Below are 18,068 nucleotides of genomic sequence, written 5' to 3'. Positions count from 1 at the left end.
TTTATTAAGAACTATGGAGTTATTGGAGAAATCATGTTTTGAACGCAAAAAATTACACATATCTTTGAAGATTATTTATTTACATTACTATGAAAAAATCTCTTATAATTATTCTGCTTTTTTTGTGTCCATATATCATTGCTTTCTCGCAACGCATTGTAAAATCTGCACTTGATCAATATCCAAGCTATAATGATGCAACGTATAATTTTGGCTATGATTATTCATTTGACCGTACATTCAAACTATCCGATGGTTCTATTATAACGATAAGTACAAATCAGTGCAGTTTATCTGTTAGAAAATGGGGCAAAGAATTACAGGTGCTGGATAAAACAGAAATTGAACAGTCATGTAAACAGGTTATATATCATTCTTTCTTTTTAAATGATAATGTTTATTTATTTGCGTATGAAAAATTAAAAGATGAAGAACGTCTGTATTACTATTATGAAATGTCTTGTGCAGATAAATTATCTATACAGATAAAAAAAAATACTATAAATGAATATGTGTTCTGCAATGAGGCCCAACAGGTATGTATGATCAATGCAGACAGAAACCGTATCCGCAAAATAGACATAGTATCATTTCAATCAGAAACGATGCAATTACCTGTTCAGAATACCGGATCAAAAATATTTTTTCATGATGTGAAAGATGGCTACACTGTATTTACATATAAAACAGAAAATACTGCAAAATCAAAAGAACCTTCTAATAGTATTCTTGAGACGTTTATTTTTGAATGCCGTACGTTTAAGATAAATAAAATGTCCATTGATTTTTTGCTTGATAAAAACAAATCCATCAATTATGAAATTGCTGTAAAGAACGATTCCATTTATTTTATTACTTATTCTAATGAAGAAGAACATCTGACTCTGAAGTATAAAATTCTTGGTTATGACTTTAGTGAAAATAAATCCTTTCTCGAAAAGAGCGCTTCCGTGACATTTATTAAGAAGTTTTATCACAGAAGTTTGTCAACAATGTTTTTTAGCGTTGATCCTAATACAGGTAATCTTATTTTAGTACTAAACAGGTATCAGGAACTGCAACGGACAAAAAATACAATCATGCCAATATCAATAGGCGGTTATGGAGGAATTCCAATCAATGCACATTATAGCCGTTACCATGTTTTTACTGGTTATTATTATAAAATTCAGATGGATTATCCGGTGATCTATATGAATCCGGAAGGCAATGTATTGAATGTAGACTTTATCTATTGGCCAAAGCAGGAAGCAGAAGATCAGACACTGGCTTCGTTTTTTCCTAAAATAATGTTTTCAGATGGCTTGTTGTATATTTTCACAACACAATATAGAATGTCGAAAATGACTTGCTGGATTTATAATATGAATGGAACATTAAAAGAAAAGATTTTATTGTTTGAAAATGATCCGGTAGATTCTGATAATGTAAACAGTTCAACAATTCATTCTATAGGTGATGGCTTGTATGTATTTGCAACCATTCCCAACCGGTTTGGGAAAACAGGTAACTATTATATGTTCAAAGTACATGAATAACTTTTAAGGTGTTCATACATATAAAAGTTACACTTGAATGAGTAGATTTTATGTGTATGAACACCCTTTTTTAAAAAGAATGTAAAACGTATACAATATCATACATATGTAACTTTCTTAATAAATCATGTAATAGCCTGAACACGATTCTATTGTAATTTATGGTATAATAGAAATTTTTATGCGTACTCACATCGGATGTTCGGGATATAATTACAGGGAATGGAAAGGGATGTTCTATCCGGAAGGCTTGCCGCAAAGCAAGTGGCTTGAATACTATTGTCGGCATTATAATACCGTTGAGATAAATGCAAGTTTTTATAGATTTCCGACGGGTAAATCATTGAAAACCTGGTACGACAAAACACCCGCTGATTTTAGATTTTCCCTAAAGGCAAACAATCAGATTACGCATTACAAAAAATTTAACGGTACACAATCCTTGATTTCCGAATTGTATGAGGTTGCAGCAGCAGGATTAAAAGATAAACTCGAATGCATCCTATTTCAATTACCGCCAAGTGTTAAGTATACGCCTGAAATTCTGGAACGAATTGTATCTCAATTAGACCCGGCATTTAAAAATGTACTGGAGTTTCGTGATGCAGGCTGGTGGAATAACGAAGTATATAAAGTTTTACAATCAAAGAATATTGTTTTTTGTACATCCAGCTATCCGGGCTTGCCTGAAGATTTTATAACAACGGCAGATACCGCATATATACGTATGCACGGAAATACGGAATTATATAAATCAAATTATTCTGACAATCAATTACAGCAACTCCGTAACGATCTTATTGATTCAGATGTAAAAGAAGCCTTTGTTTACTTTGATAATACATGGGGCGGTAATGCGATCGCGAATGCAAAAACAATGGAAAAATTAATGCAATTAAAACATACATAGTTATGAAAACAATCTGGACAGGTGCGATCGGGTTTGGTCTGGTAAACATACCCGTAAAATTATTCAGTGCTACACATGAGAGCAGACTTGACCTGGATATGCTGGATAAAAAAGACCATTCCAACATAAAATTCCAGCGTGTGAATGCCAAGACGGGCAAAGAAGTAGCATGGGATAATATTGTTAAAGGATATAAGATAGAAGATGATTACGTGATCCTTGATGAAAAGGATTTTGAAAAAGCGAATGCGAAAAAAACGAAAACAATTGAAATCCTGCAATTCGTTCAGGAAGATGAAATTGATTCCGTGTATTTCGAAACGCCGTATTATATTCAGCCCGACAAATCGGGCACGCGCGCGTATGCCTTGCTGCGTGAAGCATTGATAAAATCAAAGAAAGTAGCAGTAGCAAATTATGTACTTCGGAACAAAGAAGCACTGGCAATCCTGAAACCGGTCGGTAATGTTATTGTATTAAACAAGATCCGTTTTCAGGAAGAAATCTTAGATGCAGATGCACTTGATCTTCCTGCTAAAAGTGCAATCAAAGAAGGTGAAATGAAAATGGCACTTTCACTGATTGATCAGCTGACGGAAACGTTTGATATTTCTAAATACAAAGACACTTATACATCGGAATTGTTGAAGCTGATTAAGGCAAAAGCAAAAGGTACGGTTGTCAAAACAAAATCAGCGGCTTCCAAACCTACTGCAACCAAAGATCTGATGGCACAGTTAAAAGCCAGTCTGCAGCCAACGAAAAGAGCAGCAGCACGATAATTCTGTTTCATTTAATCCCATTTAATTATGGCGCTGGAAACCTATAAAGAGAAACGTAATTTCAAACATACACCTGAACCGGTAGCAAAAAAAAATGCAGCAGGTACGGAATTGAAATTTGTGATACAGCGGCATGCCGCTTCACATCTGCATTATGATTTCAGGCTTGAAATGGAAGGTGTATTAAAAAGCTGGGCCGTTCCGAAAGGTCCTTCATTAAACCCTTCAGACAAAAGACTGGCGATGATGGTAGAGGATCATCCCTTTGCATACCGTACATTTCATGGCGTAATTCCGGAAGGAAATTATGGTGCCGGTATTGTAGAGATCTGGGATGAAGGCACGTATCATGCCATCGGAAATGAAGATCGTAAAACCGGTGAAAAAGAATTATTGGCCGATCTTAAAAAAGGAAACCTGAAATTTGTACTGCATGGTAAAAAACTCAAAGGTGAATTTGCCCTGGTTAAAATAAAAAATAATAATTCATCCAAAGACAATGCCTGGCTGCTGATCAAACACAAAGATGCGTATGCAACAGAAGATGCTTACAGCAGCGAAGATTATGTTCCGGCAAATTCTAAAATTGTAAAAAAAACGGCTGCTTCTAAAAAACCGGCAACACCTGTTTCAAAAAAATCGGCTATTAAAATGGTAGATGATAAACCTGCAACAGATAAAAAAAAAGTACAGTCCGCTCCGGCACAAAAAATAAAACAAGGTAAAGACCCGATGCCGCATGAGGTGAAACCCATGCTGGCAAAATTAAAAGACGCACCATTTGATTCACCGGAATGGATTTTTGAAATCAAGTGGGATGGCTATCGGGCCATTGCAGAAATTGATCAGGGTAAGGTAGAATTGTATTCCAGAAATCTGATTTCCTTTACTAAGAAATATAAACCAATTGTTGAGTCACTTCAGTCATTCGGACACAATGTTGTGCTGGATGGAGAGGTTATTGTATTAAATGCAGACGGCACATCAAGTTTCCAGATGCTGCAGCAGTACGATGAAACTCCAAGTCCGGATCTATGTTACTGTGTTTTTGATATTCTGTTTCTGGATGGCCGGGACCTGCGGGATTTACCCTTGCTTGAGCGCAAAGCAATACTTAAAAAGGTAATACCTGATCTTCCCAATCTGAAATATAGTGACCACGTTGAAAAGGAAGGCATCCGTTTTTTTGAACTTGCAAAGAAAAATAAACTGGAAGGGATCATGGCTAAAAGAGCCGATAGTATTTACCGCCTTGGCTCAAGGTCTGACCAATGGATCAAACTTAAAATCGTAAAATCACAGGAAGCAATTATCTGTGGTTTTACGGCCCCGAGAAACTCACGGAAAGATTTTGGCGCATTGATTTTGGGTGCCTATGAAAATGGACGACTGGTATATATCGGCCATACGGGCGGAGGCTTTACAATGGCGTTACTGGCTTCCACATTAAAATTGATGAAACCGCTGATTCAGAAAGAATCTCCGTTTGATGTGAAAATAAAAACAAATGAAAAAGTAACCTGGATAAAACCTAAGCTGGTATGTGCAATTGCTTTTTCAGAATGGACAAGCGATGGACATATGCGGCAACCAATTTTTCAGGGTATGCGCATTGATAAAAAAGTCAGTGAAGTGACACGGGAATTGCCTACGGTTATAAACGTACCACAAGACAATGCTATGGAAGTAACGCGTAACATAAAACAAACAGCGGCAAAAACAAGCACGAAAAAAACGGCTCATAAAAAAGCAGCCTCAAAAAAAACAACCACTAATAAAAAGACAACGGATGTTGCAGCTGCTGAAAATTCAAAGGCCGGCGAATTTAAAATCGATGGACAGGTTTTAAAAATTTCAAACCGTTCAAAAGTTTATTGGCCGGAAGATGGTTATACAAAAGGCGACCTGATTGATTATTATATGCAGGCAGCAGATTATATACTGCCTTATTTAAAAGATCGTCCGGAGTCGTTAAACCGGCATCCGAATGGAATTGACGGCTCAAGCTTTTTTCAAAAAGATATGGGAGACACATTGCCGGACTGGATCGAAGCTAAAGAAATTTTTTCTGAATCAAACAGCAAGGATATTAACTACGTGCTATGCCAGAATAAAGCAACATTGATTTACATGGCAAATCTTGGCTGTATTGAAATCAATCCGTGGAACTCACGTGTTAAAAAAATTGAGTATCCGGATTTTATTGTGATTGATCTTGACCCAAGTGATAACAATACGTTTGATGAAGTTATTGAGACTGCGTTAGTAGTTAAAAAGATTCTGGATAAAGGAGGGATAGATGCGTATTGTAAAACATCTGGGGCTACCGGACTGCATATTTATATTCCGTTGGGCGCAAAATATACGTATGAACAGGGAAAGAATTTTGCACATATTATCGCGCAGCTTACCAATAATGAATTGCCGGAACTAACCAGTCTGGTACGGAATCCGAAAGAACGCAAAAAGCAGATTTATGTAGATTATTTGCAGAACCGCGGCGGACAAACACTTGCTGCGCCTTACAGTGTAAGGCCTAAGCCTGGGGCGACCGTTTCAACACCGCTGGAATGGAAGGAAGTTAAAAAAGGATTACATCCATCCACATTTACCATTAAAACTATTTTCAAACGTCTGGAGAAAAAAGGAGATTTGTTTAAAGGTGTATTAGGAAAAGGTATTGATATGGAGAAATGTTTGAAAAAACTGGGGGCGTAGATAATTATGAATTATGAATTATGTTCGTTTAAGGCATTCTTTAGACGAAAGTGTTTTCATCGTATAAATCCGGATAGTACATTATCAGCAAAATAAAAAAGCTGCAGGACCAACCTGCAGCTTTTTATAAGTAAGAATATATTTACACCGCTTCTTCGCGTTCCCAGAAACGATGTTTGCCAAGTGCTTTAACAAATGCCGTTGTGTCTTTATTCAGAACAATTCCTTCATCTGCATTTTTTCCGGCCTCCATAATCGCTTGTACAGATTGAATTACTAAAGCACCTTCGTCTTCGCCACCAATTACTTTACAATGTTTGTATGTATCGGTGATAAATTCAGCTACTTCTTTTATACCTTTTAATTGTTTAATTCCTTTCCCTGCAGGAATAAAAACAGCATCAAATAATACCGAAGCAGCAATCAATAAACTTTGATCCACTTTTATTTTTTTACCTTCTTCTGTTTTGATAAATCCAAGGTGAGGCGCAATGATCTTCACTACAGCACCTTTTCTTTCCAACGCATTTTTATAACTCACCACAGACGCACCACTTACCTCATCTGCACATAAAAAGGCAATCTGTTTTGTTGCAATAGAAGGGGTAACCGTTGGATTTCTCAATATGGTAAGTGCATCAGAAGATTTTGTTACCTGCTCTGCTTTTTTAGGCTCATGCTTTTCAAAATCATCATCTGCGCCCACACCATGATTCATAGGAAATGCAGGAGCAGGAACTGCGATACCAAGTCCGGCAGCTACTTTCGTTGCCAGTGTTTTGTCAATCTGAGAAAGCAAACCAACCATGCGTACGCGGATTGCTTCTGTTTCAACTTTGCCCAGTTCAAAGCGAAGTGCTTTAATAATATGCCCTTTCTCTACTTCTGTCTGGCTGTTAAAGAATAGGGTAGCCTGGCTGAAATGGTCCGAGAAACTTTCACTGCGTTCCCGAACTTTCTTTGCATCAATACGTTCGTTGAAGCTGGTGAAACCACCTTCAGCCATCTTTGCCTGGAAGGGGCAGCCGCCGCCCAATGAATTCGGGTGATAACTTACACGTCCGGTATTAATTTCCTGGCGCATGTGGCCATCGCGTTGATTGTTATGAGTAGGAGCAACACTGCGGTTAATCGGAATCTCATGAAAATTGGGACTGCCGAGGCGGGATAATTGTGTGTCCGTATAAGAGAACAATCTTCCCTGCAGTAATGGATCGTTTGTAAAATCAATGCCCGGTACCAAATGTCCGGGATGGAAAGCCACCTGTTCTGTTTCAGCAAAGAAATTATCCGGATTCCGGTTCAGTACCATTGTTCCTATAATGGTAACCGGCACTTCCTCTTCAGGCACAAGCTTGGTAGGATCCAGCAGGTCAAATGCAAATTTGTGTTCATCCGCTTCCGGAATCAATTGCACACCCAATTCCCATTCCGGAAAATTGCCGCTTTCGATTGCTTCCCACAAATCCTGACGGTGAAAATCACAATTCTTACCGGAAATTTTTTGTGCTTCATCCCATACTACACTATGCGTACCTTGTTTCGGTTTCCAGTGGAATTTTACAAAATGAGATTCATTATTCTTATTTATAAATCGGAACGTATGTACCCCAAAACCTTCCATCATCCTTAAACTGCGTGGAATTGCACGGTCAGACATGACCCACATGATCATGTGCATGGATTCGGGCATCAGTGAAATAAAATCCCAGAAAGTATCGTGCGCAGAAGCTGCCTGCGGCATTTCATGATGCGGTTCCGGTTTTACAGCATGGATCAGGTCGGGAAATTTTGCTGCATCCTGAATAAAAAAGACGGGCATGTTATTTCCTACAAGATCATAATTTCCTTCCGCTGTATAAAATTTAACAGAAAATCCACGTACATCGCGCGCGAGATCTGTAGAGCCTCTGGAACCAGCAACTGTAGAGAATCTTACGAAGACAGGTGTTTTGATTGATGGATCCTGCAAAAAGCCGGCTTTGGTATATTGCGCCATCGATTCGTGCACCTGGAAATAGCCATGTGCCGCAGATCCACGCGCATGTACGATGCGTTCAGGAATACGTTCGTGATCAAAATGTGTAATTTTTTCTCTTAAAATAAAATCTTCCAGTAAAGAAGGCCCACGCTCTCCGGCTTTTAATGAATTATTATCATCATTAATTTTCAATCCCTGATCCGTTGTCATAAATTGATCGGTGGCATCCGATGTGTTTTTTTGGAGATCCTGAAATTTAGGATCTGTACCTTCTGTCTTTGAAGTAGGCTTTTTCATAATAGCTAGTTGTTGTAAGATGTTTACAGAAGTTACAAAATGTTTTCGCTGATTTTAAATTTGCCGGTAAAAATCTTCCGGAATATCAAGTACAACACATATTATAAGTAACAGTATGTAAAAAAATAAGTAAGTAATGTAACAAACACAAAGTAAAATTTGTTATTATACCAACATGCCAAAATTGTATTTTAACCAAGCTACCCGTTACGCCGACCTGCCTTTGCATTATGGGAAAGTACCTCCGTGGCTTGCCCAGCGTATGACCTTGCTGGGCGGTGCGATCGTTGAATCAATTGTGCTTGAATATGGAAAGTCTGCCGTATTGACCAGGCTGAGTGATCCGTTCTGGTTTCAGGCATTTGGCTGTGCGCTTGGTATGGACTGGCATTCTTCCGGCATTACTACTTCTGTAATGGGTTCCCTGAAAGCAGCAGTCAATCCCAAATTCAACGATCTGGGAATTTACATTTGCGGAGGGAAAGGAAAACATTCCCGTAAAACCCCGGAAGAATTATTGTTGCTTGCAGACCGCACCGGATTGAACGGTACAGAACTGGTGCGATCAAGCAAATTGTCTGCAAAGGTTGATAACACAGCTATACAGGATGGCTTTCAGTTATACCTGCATAATTTTATTGTAACGGATGAAGGCGAGTGGGCGGTGGTGCAGCAAGGCATGAATGATGCGAACGGCATGGCACGCCGCTATCACTGGCACTCGGATAAAGTTGTTTCGTTTGTAGAAAATCCACACACATTTATATACGGAAAAAATCAGGGAGCGATTTTAAACCTGGCTGATACGGAAGCTGCTTCGGCAAAGACTGGTATTTTAGACCTTGTAAAAGAAAAACCTTCGCTGATTTTACCGGAAATAAAAAAGATCATTATGCCGCGCCACCACGAAGTGCGTGCATCCGATGTAAATTTAAAACGTCTCGGAAGTGTACTTGCATTGGCTCACCAAAGTGATCTGCGCAATTTTGAATCGCTGTTATTGCTTGAAGGTGTGGGACCACGCACTATCCAATCGCTTGCGCTGGTAAGTGAAGTGATCCATGGTACGCCTTCGCGGTTCAGTGATCCGGCGCGTTTTTCGTTTGCTCATGGCGGTAAGGACGGACATCCGTTCCCGGTTCCTACAAAGGTGTACGATGAAACAATTTCTATTCTTCAAACGTCTATTGAAAAAGCAAAGCTGGGAAATTCGGATAAACATCAGGCGATCAAAAATCTGACACTGGCTGCACAACAAATGGAAAAAGGTTTTGAACCCGACTCCACGGCCTTTGACCGCGTGATTGCGAAGGAGCGGGCAGAATCCTATAAGTATGGTGGGAGAACAGTTTTTGGCAAAGCCAAACCACCCAAAGATGATGGGCAGCTGAATCTTTTTTAAGCCCAATATACGGATCGGTTTTAACAGAAGTAACTTCCGGATTCTGAAAAAATATTTTTGAATCACATAAATTTAATAGGTTAAATTTATGCTACATTTATCTCATAAAAAACAGTATCCATTAGTGCATACTGCCACACGGTTCGCATTTTAGTTATATGAGTTTTAAGTATATACTTTTACTGCTGGTAACGGCAAGCTGTATCTCTTCCTGTACGGATAAGGTACATACTACACATGTTGACAGAGCCTTTTACTTCTGGCAAAATACCTCTTACAGATTGCAGTCTAAGGAAGCGGAATGTTTGTATAAAGATTCTGTTCAGAAATTATACGTAAAATTTTTTGAAGTAGAAGCAGATGAAAATCTGGGCAACATTCCCGTTGCAAAGTCGGAGCTGCATATAAATGCTTATGACTTTATATATGGGCCGGATTCAATCTACAACAACACGGTTATAAATTTAATGATTGTTCCTGTGATCTATATCCGTAATACTATTTTTGTGCAGGCAAACAGGAAAGACTTAGATACACTTGCAGATAATATTGTATTTCTTACAAATAAAATTTTCAAAGAAAGATATACAGGCATAACAAAAACATTTTCAGAAATTCAGATTGATTGTGACTGGACGCCGTCTACAAAGGAAAATTATTTTTACCTGTTAACACGGATTAAAACACTTTCCGAGAAATCAATTTCTGTTACGCTGCGTTTGTATCCCTATAAATACCCGGATAAAATGGGCATACCGCCGGCTGATAAAGCAATGCTGATGTGTTATAATTTAAATAATCCGTTGAGTAAGGAAAGTGAAAATACAATTCTCGAAACAGAGGAACTTAAAAAGTATTTAAAAAATGTAAAGAAATATCCGCTGCATCTGGATGTTGCTTTGCCGGTATTCAGCTGGATGCATATCTATAAGAATAATGTCTTTTCCGGATTTATACAAACTTCTAAAAGTGCTGGTTTAAAGGATATAGTAAAAGAAATAAAACCACACTGGTATGTTGTACAAAAAGATTTTCTTACGGAAGACAATATACTGTTGAAGGCAGGTGATAAACTTAAATTGGAAGAGATCACGGCTGAAAGTATTCATACTTCTATTGCTGCTATTCAGCAGCATGTTCCCTTGACCGACACCACAACTGTTTCGCTGTTTCATTTAAACCCTCATACTGTAACCAATTATTCGCATGAAGAGATTACTTCTTTTTATTCTGATTTTACTAAGTAATAGCAGAAGCATTTTTGCCTGTGGATTTTACCCGTATGGGGAAGAAGTACGTTTCAGTATGTACAGTCCGGATTTCCCTTTATTAAAGGAATTTCAGCTGTTTATCTATTCATCGGATTCGTTTAGGTCTTATTCCGAAAAAAATATAGATACAACGGCATTTGATGAGAATGTTATTTTGTGGCGAAAAACATATAAGAATATTATTTCGCTGGAATCAGTCCATGAAGCGGTGTATAAATTAGAGAAAAAAGATTTCCAGTCTTCTTCTCCCAATTCGTTTGTACGCTTGCTGATTCAGACAAAAGATACGGCTGCAATGAGTTATTTATTTTTTGCAAAAAAGTGCAGCGGACTAAATGAAAAAATCAGCGATCCGTGGGAGCGTAATGAATATGCCGTCATTCCGGTTCGAAACAAGCTCATGCAGGAAGCATTGAGACGAAGCACAACCAATATCCGGGATGACCTTAAAAAACGATATCTGTTTCTTGCGATGCGTTTGGCATATTACAATACACAACATGATGCCGTACGGAAAATATATGAAGGCAATTTCGCCGGACAGAAAGAAAGAGATATTATCGATTACTGGAGTATGTATTTTTATTGCCTTACGGAAAAAGATCCGGTGAAGGTAAATTATTATGCAGCACAGGTTTTTGCTTTTGCACCTGATAAACGTTTTATGGCACAGCAGCAATACAACGATAGTGTGCAGGTTTCGGATGTGATAAAGCTTGCTGAAAACAAACAGGAGCAGGCCGCTGTTTGGCTGCTGGCAGCAGTCAGGAATCCATATAAGTGTTTGCCTTATCTGAAAAAAATATATGCAGTAGATCCTTCATCCAAAGCATTGGTTTTTCTATTGCTGCGTGAAGTCAATAAACTGGAAGACTGGATTTATACGCCATACTACACAGAGTTCACACCTTCAATATCAGCATATAATTCGGAAGAAAATGAGTTTGATGCTGTTTACAAAGAACGTATCCGTAAAGACCGGTTGTATGCAAATGAAGTATATGCGTTCACAAAACAAATATCTGCGGCCAAGGTGTATTACCCGGCCGTATGGGAAAGTATACAGGTATATCTGAATATTATGAATCTGGATTACCGCCGTGCATTAACGGATGTTGAAGCTTTGTTAAAACAAAAACAAACGGACCCGTTTGTTACTGATCGCCTGAACATGCTTAAAACATTCTGTGAAGTTGCCGTGCAGCCAAAAGGCAATGCGTTGTTATCTGCATTTTCGAAAGCTGAGCTTATGAAGCAATATACACAGAGCAATTACAAGTTTATCTTTGCGGTTTCAAAAGAACTTGAGTTTAGAAATAATGCTCCGGATGCAGCCGCACTGCTCTCAACGGTCAATCTGTCAGAAATAACCGAACAGGAAGATGGCTGGAGGAAAACAATTTTCTGGCGCACAAGAAAAGGTTCGTATATGGTATATGGAGATTTCTATAACGATTATTTCGATTACCTGGATTTTCAATATACACCTGATCAGGTTAAAAGTGTTATTGCACGTGTGAAGCAGGAGAAAGGCACGGATGCTTACAGTGCATGGGCATACAAGCGTTTACATAAAGACCTGGATCTTTTGTATGATCTTACAGGAACAAAGTATATGCGTAAGAATAATCTTCAGGCGGCGTTACAGTATTTTGAAAAAGTGAATGATTCCATCTGGGAAAATGAACGTTACCGTTATCTCGATTCCAATCCTTTTTATACTGATTTTTATACTGAACATGAAGGATCCGTAGGAGATACCATAACATATACAAAACCGCAGCTTGTTAAAACCTTGCTCACATATTTAAAACGGGCGAATGACCCTGCTAACAAAGACCGTGATTACTACTACTTTCTGGCCGGCAACTGTTATTTGAATATGACTTGCTATGGAAATTCATGGATGATGAAGCGGTATACGTTGTCATCAAGTACGTATAACCGTACAGGTTATAACGACAGGGATTTTATACAGCCGGAATATGCAAAGCAGTATTATCTGAAAGCGAAGCAATACAGTAAGACTAAAAAATTTGCAGCGCTTTGTTTGCGTATGGCTGGGCGTTGTGAGAAATATAACTTACAGGTGTTGTATGAACAGAAGAAACGCTACGATGCGAGTAGAAGTTATGAAGACCAGATCTTCAAGGCAAATAAATATTACCGGCAGCTTAAAAAAGAATATCCGGATGATTACGATGAATTGCTCAGCAATTGCGAATCGTTTACACCGTATTTTGCAGCAAGGAGATAACACCTGTAAATAATAAAAAAGACCCGTACACATGCGGGTCTTTTTTATTATTTACAGGTGTTTGCTGATGCATTATTTCATCAGCAAATATGCTTTGATGTATTCGTTCAGATCTCCCGCAAGCACGTTGTCAACGTCTGTGCGTTCAACGCCTGTACGCACATCTTTAATAAGTTTGTACGGAAACAATACATAGTTTCGGATCTGGGAGCCAAAGTCGATTTTCTTTTTTGTTCCTTCCACTGCCGCTTTAGCCTCGTTGCGTTTGTCTATCTCAATCTGATATAAACGGGACTTTAATAATTTTAAGGCTTTATCTTTATTCTGGATCTGAGAACGTTCCTGCTGGCATTCGATGATCAAACCGGATGGTTTGTGTTTCAACCGGACGGCCGTTTCAACCTTGTTTACATTTTGTCCGCCGGCACCGCCTGCTCTGAAGGTATCCCATTCCACATCGCCCATGTTGATCTCAATGTTGATGGTTTCATCTACTTCCGGATATACATACACCGAAGCAAAGGATGTTTGTCTTTTACCATCTGCATTGAACGGAGAGTCACGTACCAAACGGTGCACGCCAATCTCTGATTTTAAATTTCCGTAAGCAAACTGGCCTTCGATTCCTAACGAAGCAAATTTGATCCCTGCAACTTCACCCGGCTGGTTTACAATTTCACGTACGGTATACCCGTTTTTTTCACCCCACATGATGTACATCCGCATCAGCATGTCTGCCCAGTCGTTGCTTTCCGTTCCGCCTGCGCCAGGGTTTATTTCAAGTACTGCGCTCAGCTGATCTTCTTCCGCGCTCAGCATTTTTTTGAATTCAAGTTCTTCCAGTACTTTAGCAACAGCTGCGAATTCAGCATCCATTTCTTTGTCGTCAATGTCGCCTGCCTGGTAAAATTCATTCAATGCTTCAAGGTCGCCTAATTTTGTAAGCAATGCATCGTATGGATCTGTCCATACTTTTTTATTTTTTATACTTCTAAGAATTTTTTCAGCTTCTTTTGAGTCATCCCAAAATGTAGGCGCCAGCGATAATTCCTGCTCTGCTTTTATTTCGTCCATTTTAGAATCATAGCCAAGATATCCCCGTAATGCAAGAATACTCGCTTTTAATTCCTTTAGTTGGTCGTTAGTCATGTATGTATTGATATGAATGGAACTGTAAATATAGTAAAAAGCTTAATGCAAAAGGCTCACAGCCTAAAGCTTTTGGCATTTGGCTTTACGCCTTTTCAGGTATCCAGAACACTTCATCTGCTCCAAAATCCTGTGCCAGCTTACGCGATACAACAAACAGGTAATCCGATAAACGGTTCAGGAACGGAAGGATGACCGGGTGTACAGGATCTTTTTCATTCAAAAGAACAACCTGGCGTTCGGCACGCCTGCATACGGTTCTGCAGAGATGTGCCATGGCAACGGACCGGTGTCCTCCGGGCAATACAAAGTATTTTTGTTCGGGCAGCACCGCCTGCATGGCATCAATCGCCTCTTCCAGCTGTTGTATATGAGCTTCTGTCAGATCAGGTGCATATAATTGCTGCTTGTCGGGCTCTGTCGCTAAGGACGCGCCCAATTCAAATATTTTATACTGAACAGTTTTAAGAAGCGCTTTCTGATCGGAGTCGTTCGGCAATTCTTCAATCAGTAAACCAATGCAGCTGTTTAATTCATCTGTAGTACCATACGCTTCAATGCGGATGTGATGCTTGGGTACTCGCGTTCCGCCGAGCAACGAGGTTTTGCCTTTATCTCCGCCTTTTGTATAGATCTTCATACGAATAAACAGTAACAGATTATTGATTTACCGGTGCAGAATAAAATTGATTTTTAATCGATGTTATTTCAGCAGTTGTTAAACTGCTTTCAATATTTTGTAATTCATCGCCGGCCGTTTTATACAAACCAAGTTTAATACATGCATTGATATAAGCCAGACTTAAGGGTTTAGAATACTGAATGACTTTTTTCGCTTCCACTAATTTTTCTACCGCTTCAATTTCACCTACGGTTGCAGCAAGATAGTCTGCATAATCAATCTGTACCAACGGATCATATCCAATCAGGGATATCGCTTTTTTATAGTAAGGCAGCGCCTTCAGGCTATCCGGACTGTTTTGCAGTACACGTGCCGTATAATAATCAATGTAGCCAAGATTTTTGGGTAATAGGGAAGTAGACGTTAGTTCTTTTTTCAATGCATCCCATTGTTTCAGGCCTGCAAGTATTTTTAAATACTGCAGGTTTGCCTGTGCAAGCACTGCTGCCGGTAGATTTTCCGGTGTGCTTAATGTATTCCATGCCGACATAGCCGCTATGTAATCCATGCGTGCGTTCAGTTGTTCAACGGTATTTAATTCCAATAATAATATCTGTACGGGATCTTTAATTGTGTTTTTGAATGCAGCAGCTTCTGTTGCTGTAAGCGCATGATAATGCAGTGCCTGTACTTTTTGTCTGGCGCTTAAGGTATCATACGTAGAAACGGAAGGCTTTGCCAACGATGCGCGCAAGGTGCGTGCCATATTTGCTACACCCGGCATAAGACTTGCTGATAAGGCTTGCAGTGTTTCCGTTACCTCAGATGGATTTCCTGCTTCTAATGCCGCTAAACATTTATAGGCGACCATGCGCTGATCCGGATGCGTGATCAATTTGCGGTAAGTCTCATATGCTTCCTGATTCAAACCGGCCTTTAGCTGCCAGTTAGCAAGTGTAATCAGATAGGTTGGTGTCGGTTCTTTTTCGGTTATTTCTTTTAGCAACGCCATTGCTTCAACGATGCTTGTTTGCGAATAATATACATGAATGGCTTTTGCATACAGCAGATTAGATGCATAAAATGCATTGGCTTCATATTTACTGTAACGGCTTAATGTGTGGTCAAGTAAGGTGTCTTTTTCAGCTAATGAATTAAACGCTAAATTATATAAGGCTGTGAATTGTTCTGCTGTTAACAGCGTATCTGTTAACATATTTCCGGAAAGAATGTTGTCTTCGATCTTTTTGCCAAGCATGGTTGTGATCGCAATCTTATTGGCAATATACGTAGGAGAGTGCGCTGTATTTGTTTGATTTAAGATGGCCGCACATTCTTCCAGTTTTCCCTTGGCACCAAAGTACGCCAGTAAATTTGCCGCGGGAATATCATCATCGGTATACTTTGCAGCTTTGTTGAAGAAGTACGCCGCCGAATCTGATTCGCTGAAAATGCGGTAGATATAACCAAGATTGTTTAAGAGATGCGGATCGTTTGGATAATCTTTCAAACCATCCTGAATCATAAACATAGCCGGAAACAACTGATTGTTGTTGATATAAAAATTGCTGAGCGCGGTGTACGCAAACGGACTTGTATTTTTATTTAATGCATTTTCATAATACTTAAATGCCAGTTCTTTTTCAGCCTGCTGTTCGTAATACGTAGCAAGTGTGTACGAACTGCGTTGATTCTGAAATTCATTTGTATAAGCTTCTTTATAAAATGAAACAGCGAGTTCATCCTGTCCGGTATATAAATACACATCGGCGATTGAATTGTAGTAAGCAGCTTTTGAACTGCTGAAAACAAAACGGTTTGTTGAAAACAAAAAATACAATACGATCACCCAGCCCATGCCGCGCGCTACAAAAAACGGTACCTGATAGGTGATGTAAAACTGTTTGTAAACTTCTTCTTTGTTTTTATATTTTGTCCAGAAGTTGGCAAGTACATAAACGAAAATTCCCAGCCCCATGCCGATCTGAATGTATAAGGCAGAAAGTTCAAGCGTAGTAATTAAGGCATCGTTTGCTGTTGCATATCCAAAAGAAATGGTACTGAATGTTATAATGCCCAGTGTCAGATACAGAATGGCTCCAAGCGGGTTGAACGGTAACATACTGTTTACACTTTCTTTTTTTTCAAACATCCAGATTCCAAGCACTGCAGAGATTGCAAGTACAGCGAATGGCTGAAGCAATACAATGCCCATATCTTTAATGAAAGCCGGCTGGTAATAAACCAGATATAAATTGATCAGGTACAGGGTTCCGATCAGAATGAAATTCCAGATGGAATTCCCTTTTTTGAAATCCGATTTACCATAGGATGTGATCATCACTAAAAACTGTAAAAAGTCATATCCAACAATAAACATGAAGATGATGCAGATAATGATAGGAACAACAAGTGAATAGTTCGCTACATATAATAATGGGGCAGATACATCGCTTGTGAAAATTATGGCAAGTACAATCAATGCCATGGATGCAGTTAATGCACCCAGGCGTAAAAAGAAATTTGTGTTTTTTCCGAAGGCATTGAAATAATATGTTAAGCCGCCAAACAGAATAATGATCAAAGCAGTAGGAGCTTTGCTATGTATACCGAAAATTCCGATCAGTTCGGTATGCATGCCAACGGCAAAAAATAAAAACAATGTCATGCCGGCCAGATACAGCCAGAGATCCACATAGCTGATAATGGTTAAGAAACAGACAAAAGCGATTAAGACACAAGCTAAATAGGTGTAGGAAATCCATGGATGTATGGTTACTCCGCCTGATACATATCTTTTTTGTAATAAGAATTGTGTGCTTTCCTGAGAAATGTCAAACTGGTTTACATTGAATACTTCTAAGCCAAGCGTAATATTTCTCCACTCACCGGTTGTATTCCACCCGATCGTATATAAGTCTCCGTACACATACGAGATGCAAACGGCAGCAATGCCTGAAAGGAATAAAATTAAAAGGGCTACGTAGAGCGCTCTGTATGAGCTTTTCCACTGTAGCCAGAAGAATAAATCGTTCATATTAGTTATTAGTTTCTAGTTGCTAGTTTCCAGACAAGAAAAACTATCAACCATTATATTTTCAATGATTCTTATGATATGTATGTTGTTTATCTTGTCTGGAA

11 protein-coding genes are annotated in these 18,068 nt (G+C 39.0%); 7 read left to right on the top strand and 4 right to left on the bottom strand.

The annotated features are described in order from the left end of the window. Positions 1 to 89: 89 nt before the first annotated feature. The 4 genes from CHU_RS13815 (at position 90) to ligD (ending at position 5,948) form a co-directional block, all read left to right on the top strand. Entirely contained in the window at positions 90 to 1,538 is a 1,449-nt protein-coding gene (locus CHU_RS13815; protein ID WP_011586198.1) for a hypothetical protein, read from the top strand. A gap of 181 nt (positions 1,539 to 1,719) precedes the next feature. Then, positions 1,720 to 2,448 carry a DUF72 domain-containing protein gene (locus CHU_RS13810; protein WP_011586197.1) on the top strand — a complete coding sequence of 243 codons (729 nt, stop codon included), beginning with the start codon at positions 1,720 to 1,722 and terminating at the stop codon, positions 2,446 to 2,448. A 2-nt stretch (positions 2,449 to 2,450) separates the two neighbouring features. Further along, positions 2,451 to 3,230, top strand: coding sequence for a Ku protein (locus CHU_RS13805; protein ID WP_011586196.1), 780 nt, complete (start codon positions 2,451 to 2,453; stop codon positions 3,228 to 3,230). 27 nt (positions 3,231 to 3,257) lie between these two features. Continuing rightward, the gene (ligD, locus tag CHU_RS13800) at positions 3,258 to 5,948 is read left to right on the top strand and encodes a DNA ligase D (RefSeq protein ID WP_011586195.1); all 2,691 of its coding nucleotides are present in this window, start codon (positions 3,258 to 3,260) and stop codon (positions 5,946 to 5,948) included. Positions 5,949 to 6,090: 142 nt separating this feature from the next. Here ligD and CHU_RS13795 read toward each other — a convergent pair whose 3' ends face one another. Then, a complete protein-coding gene (locus CHU_RS13795) occupies positions 6,091 to 8,226 on the bottom strand; it encodes a catalase (protein WP_011586194.1) in 2,136 nt (711 codons plus the stop codon). A gap of 175 nt (positions 8,227 to 8,401) precedes the next feature. Here CHU_RS13795 and CHU_RS13790 point away from each other — a divergent pair, with 175 nt between their 5' ends. The 3 genes from CHU_RS13790 (at position 8,402) to CHU_RS13780 (ending at position 13,156) form a co-directional block, all read left to right on the top strand. Continuing rightward, entirely contained in the window at positions 8,402 to 9,628 is a 1,227-nt protein-coding gene (locus CHU_RS13790; RefSeq protein ID WP_011586193.1) for a DUF763 domain-containing protein, read from the top strand. 158 nt (positions 9,629 to 9,786) lie between these two features. Further along, positions 9,787 to 10,875: a hypothetical protein gene (locus CHU_RS18965; RefSeq protein WP_011586192.1), complete on the top strand. Its 1,089-nt coding sequence runs from the start codon at positions 9,787 to 9,789 to the stop codon at positions 10,873 to 10,875. Beyond that, positions 10,835 to 13,156, top strand: a complete 2,322-nt coding sequence (locus tag CHU_RS13780) for a hypothetical protein (protein WP_011586191.1) — start codon at positions 10,835 to 10,837, stop codon at positions 13,154 to 13,156. Before CHU_RS18965 ends, CHU_RS13780 begins: the two co-directional genes overlap by 41 nt. A gap of 72 nt (positions 13,157 to 13,228) precedes the next feature. Here the strand turns inward: CHU_RS13780 and prfB are convergent, their stop codons facing one another. The 3 genes from prfB to CHU_RS13765 all read right to left on the bottom strand — a co-directional run bounded on the left by prfB (position 13,229) and on the right by CHU_RS13765 (position 17,964). After that, the gene (prfB, locus tag CHU_RS13775; protein WP_011586190.1) at positions 13,229 to 14,305 is read right to left on the bottom strand and encodes a peptide chain release factor 2; all 1,077 of its coding nucleotides are present in this window, start codon (positions 14,303 to 14,305) and stop codon (positions 13,229 to 13,231) included. Between the two features lie 85 nt (positions 14,306 to 14,390). After that, a complete protein-coding gene (locus CHU_RS13770) occupies positions 14,391 to 14,945 on the bottom strand; it encodes a cob(I)yrinic acid a,c-diamide adenosyltransferase (RefSeq protein ID WP_011586189.1) in 555 nt (184 codons plus the stop codon). 19 nt (positions 14,946 to 14,964) lie between these two features. Beyond that, the gene (locus CHU_RS13765) at positions 14,965 to 17,964 is read right to left on the bottom strand and encodes a tetratricopeptide repeat protein (RefSeq protein WP_011586188.1); all 3,000 of its coding nucleotides are present in this window, start codon (positions 17,962 to 17,964) and stop codon (positions 14,965 to 14,967) included. Positions 17,965 to 18,068 lie beyond the last annotated feature (104 nt).

It is taken from the genome of Cytophaga hutchinsonii ATCC 33406 (genome assembly GCF_000014145.1).
Taxonomy (GTDB): domain Bacteria; phylum Bacteroidota; class Bacteroidia; order Cytophagales; family Cytophagaceae; genus Cytophaga; species Cytophaga hutchinsonii.
The sequence above is the reverse complement of the archived record's forward strand: the minus strand, read 5'-3'. Positions and strand labels throughout refer to the sequence as shown.

Coding starts and splice junctions, on each gene's coding strand:
- CHU_RS13815 (WP_011586198.1), top strand. CDS start 90: ATGAAAAAATCTCTTATAATTATTCTGCTTTTTTTGTGTCCATATATC.
- CHU_RS13810 (WP_011586197.1), top strand. CDS start 1,720: ATGCGTACTCACATCGGATGTTCGGGATATAATTACAGGGAATGGAAA.
- CHU_RS13805 (WP_011586196.1), top strand. CDS start 2,451: ATGAAAACAATCTGGACAGGTGCGATCGGGTTTGGTCTGGTAAACATA.
- ligD (WP_011586195.1), top strand. CDS start 3,258: ATGGCGCTGGAAACCTATAAAGAGAAACGTAATTTCAAACATACACCT.
- CHU_RS13795 (WP_011586194.1), bottom strand. CDS start 8,226: ATGAAAAAGCCTACTTCAAAGACAGAAGGTACAGATCCTAAATTTCAG.
- CHU_RS13790 (WP_011586193.1), top strand. CDS start 8,402: ATGCCAAAATTGTATTTTAACCAAGCTACCCGTTACGCCGACCTGCCT.
- CHU_RS18965 (WP_011586192.1), top strand. CDS start 9,787: ATGAGTTTTAAGTATATACTTTTACTGCTGGTAACGGCAAGCTGTATC.
- CHU_RS13780 (WP_011586191.1), top strand. CDS start 10,835: ATGAAGAGATTACTTCTTTTTATTCTGATTTTACTAAGTAATAGCAGA.
- prfB (WP_011586190.1), bottom strand. CDS start 14,305: ATGACTAACGACCAACTAAAGGAATTAAAAGCGAGTATTCTTGCATTA.
- CHU_RS13770 (WP_011586189.1), bottom strand. CDS start 14,945: ATGAAGATCTATACAAAAGGCGGAGATAAAGGCAAAACCTCGTTGCTC.
- CHU_RS13765 (WP_011586188.1), bottom strand. CDS start 17,964: ATGAACGATTTATTCTTCTGGCTACAGTGGAAAAGCTCATACAGAGCG.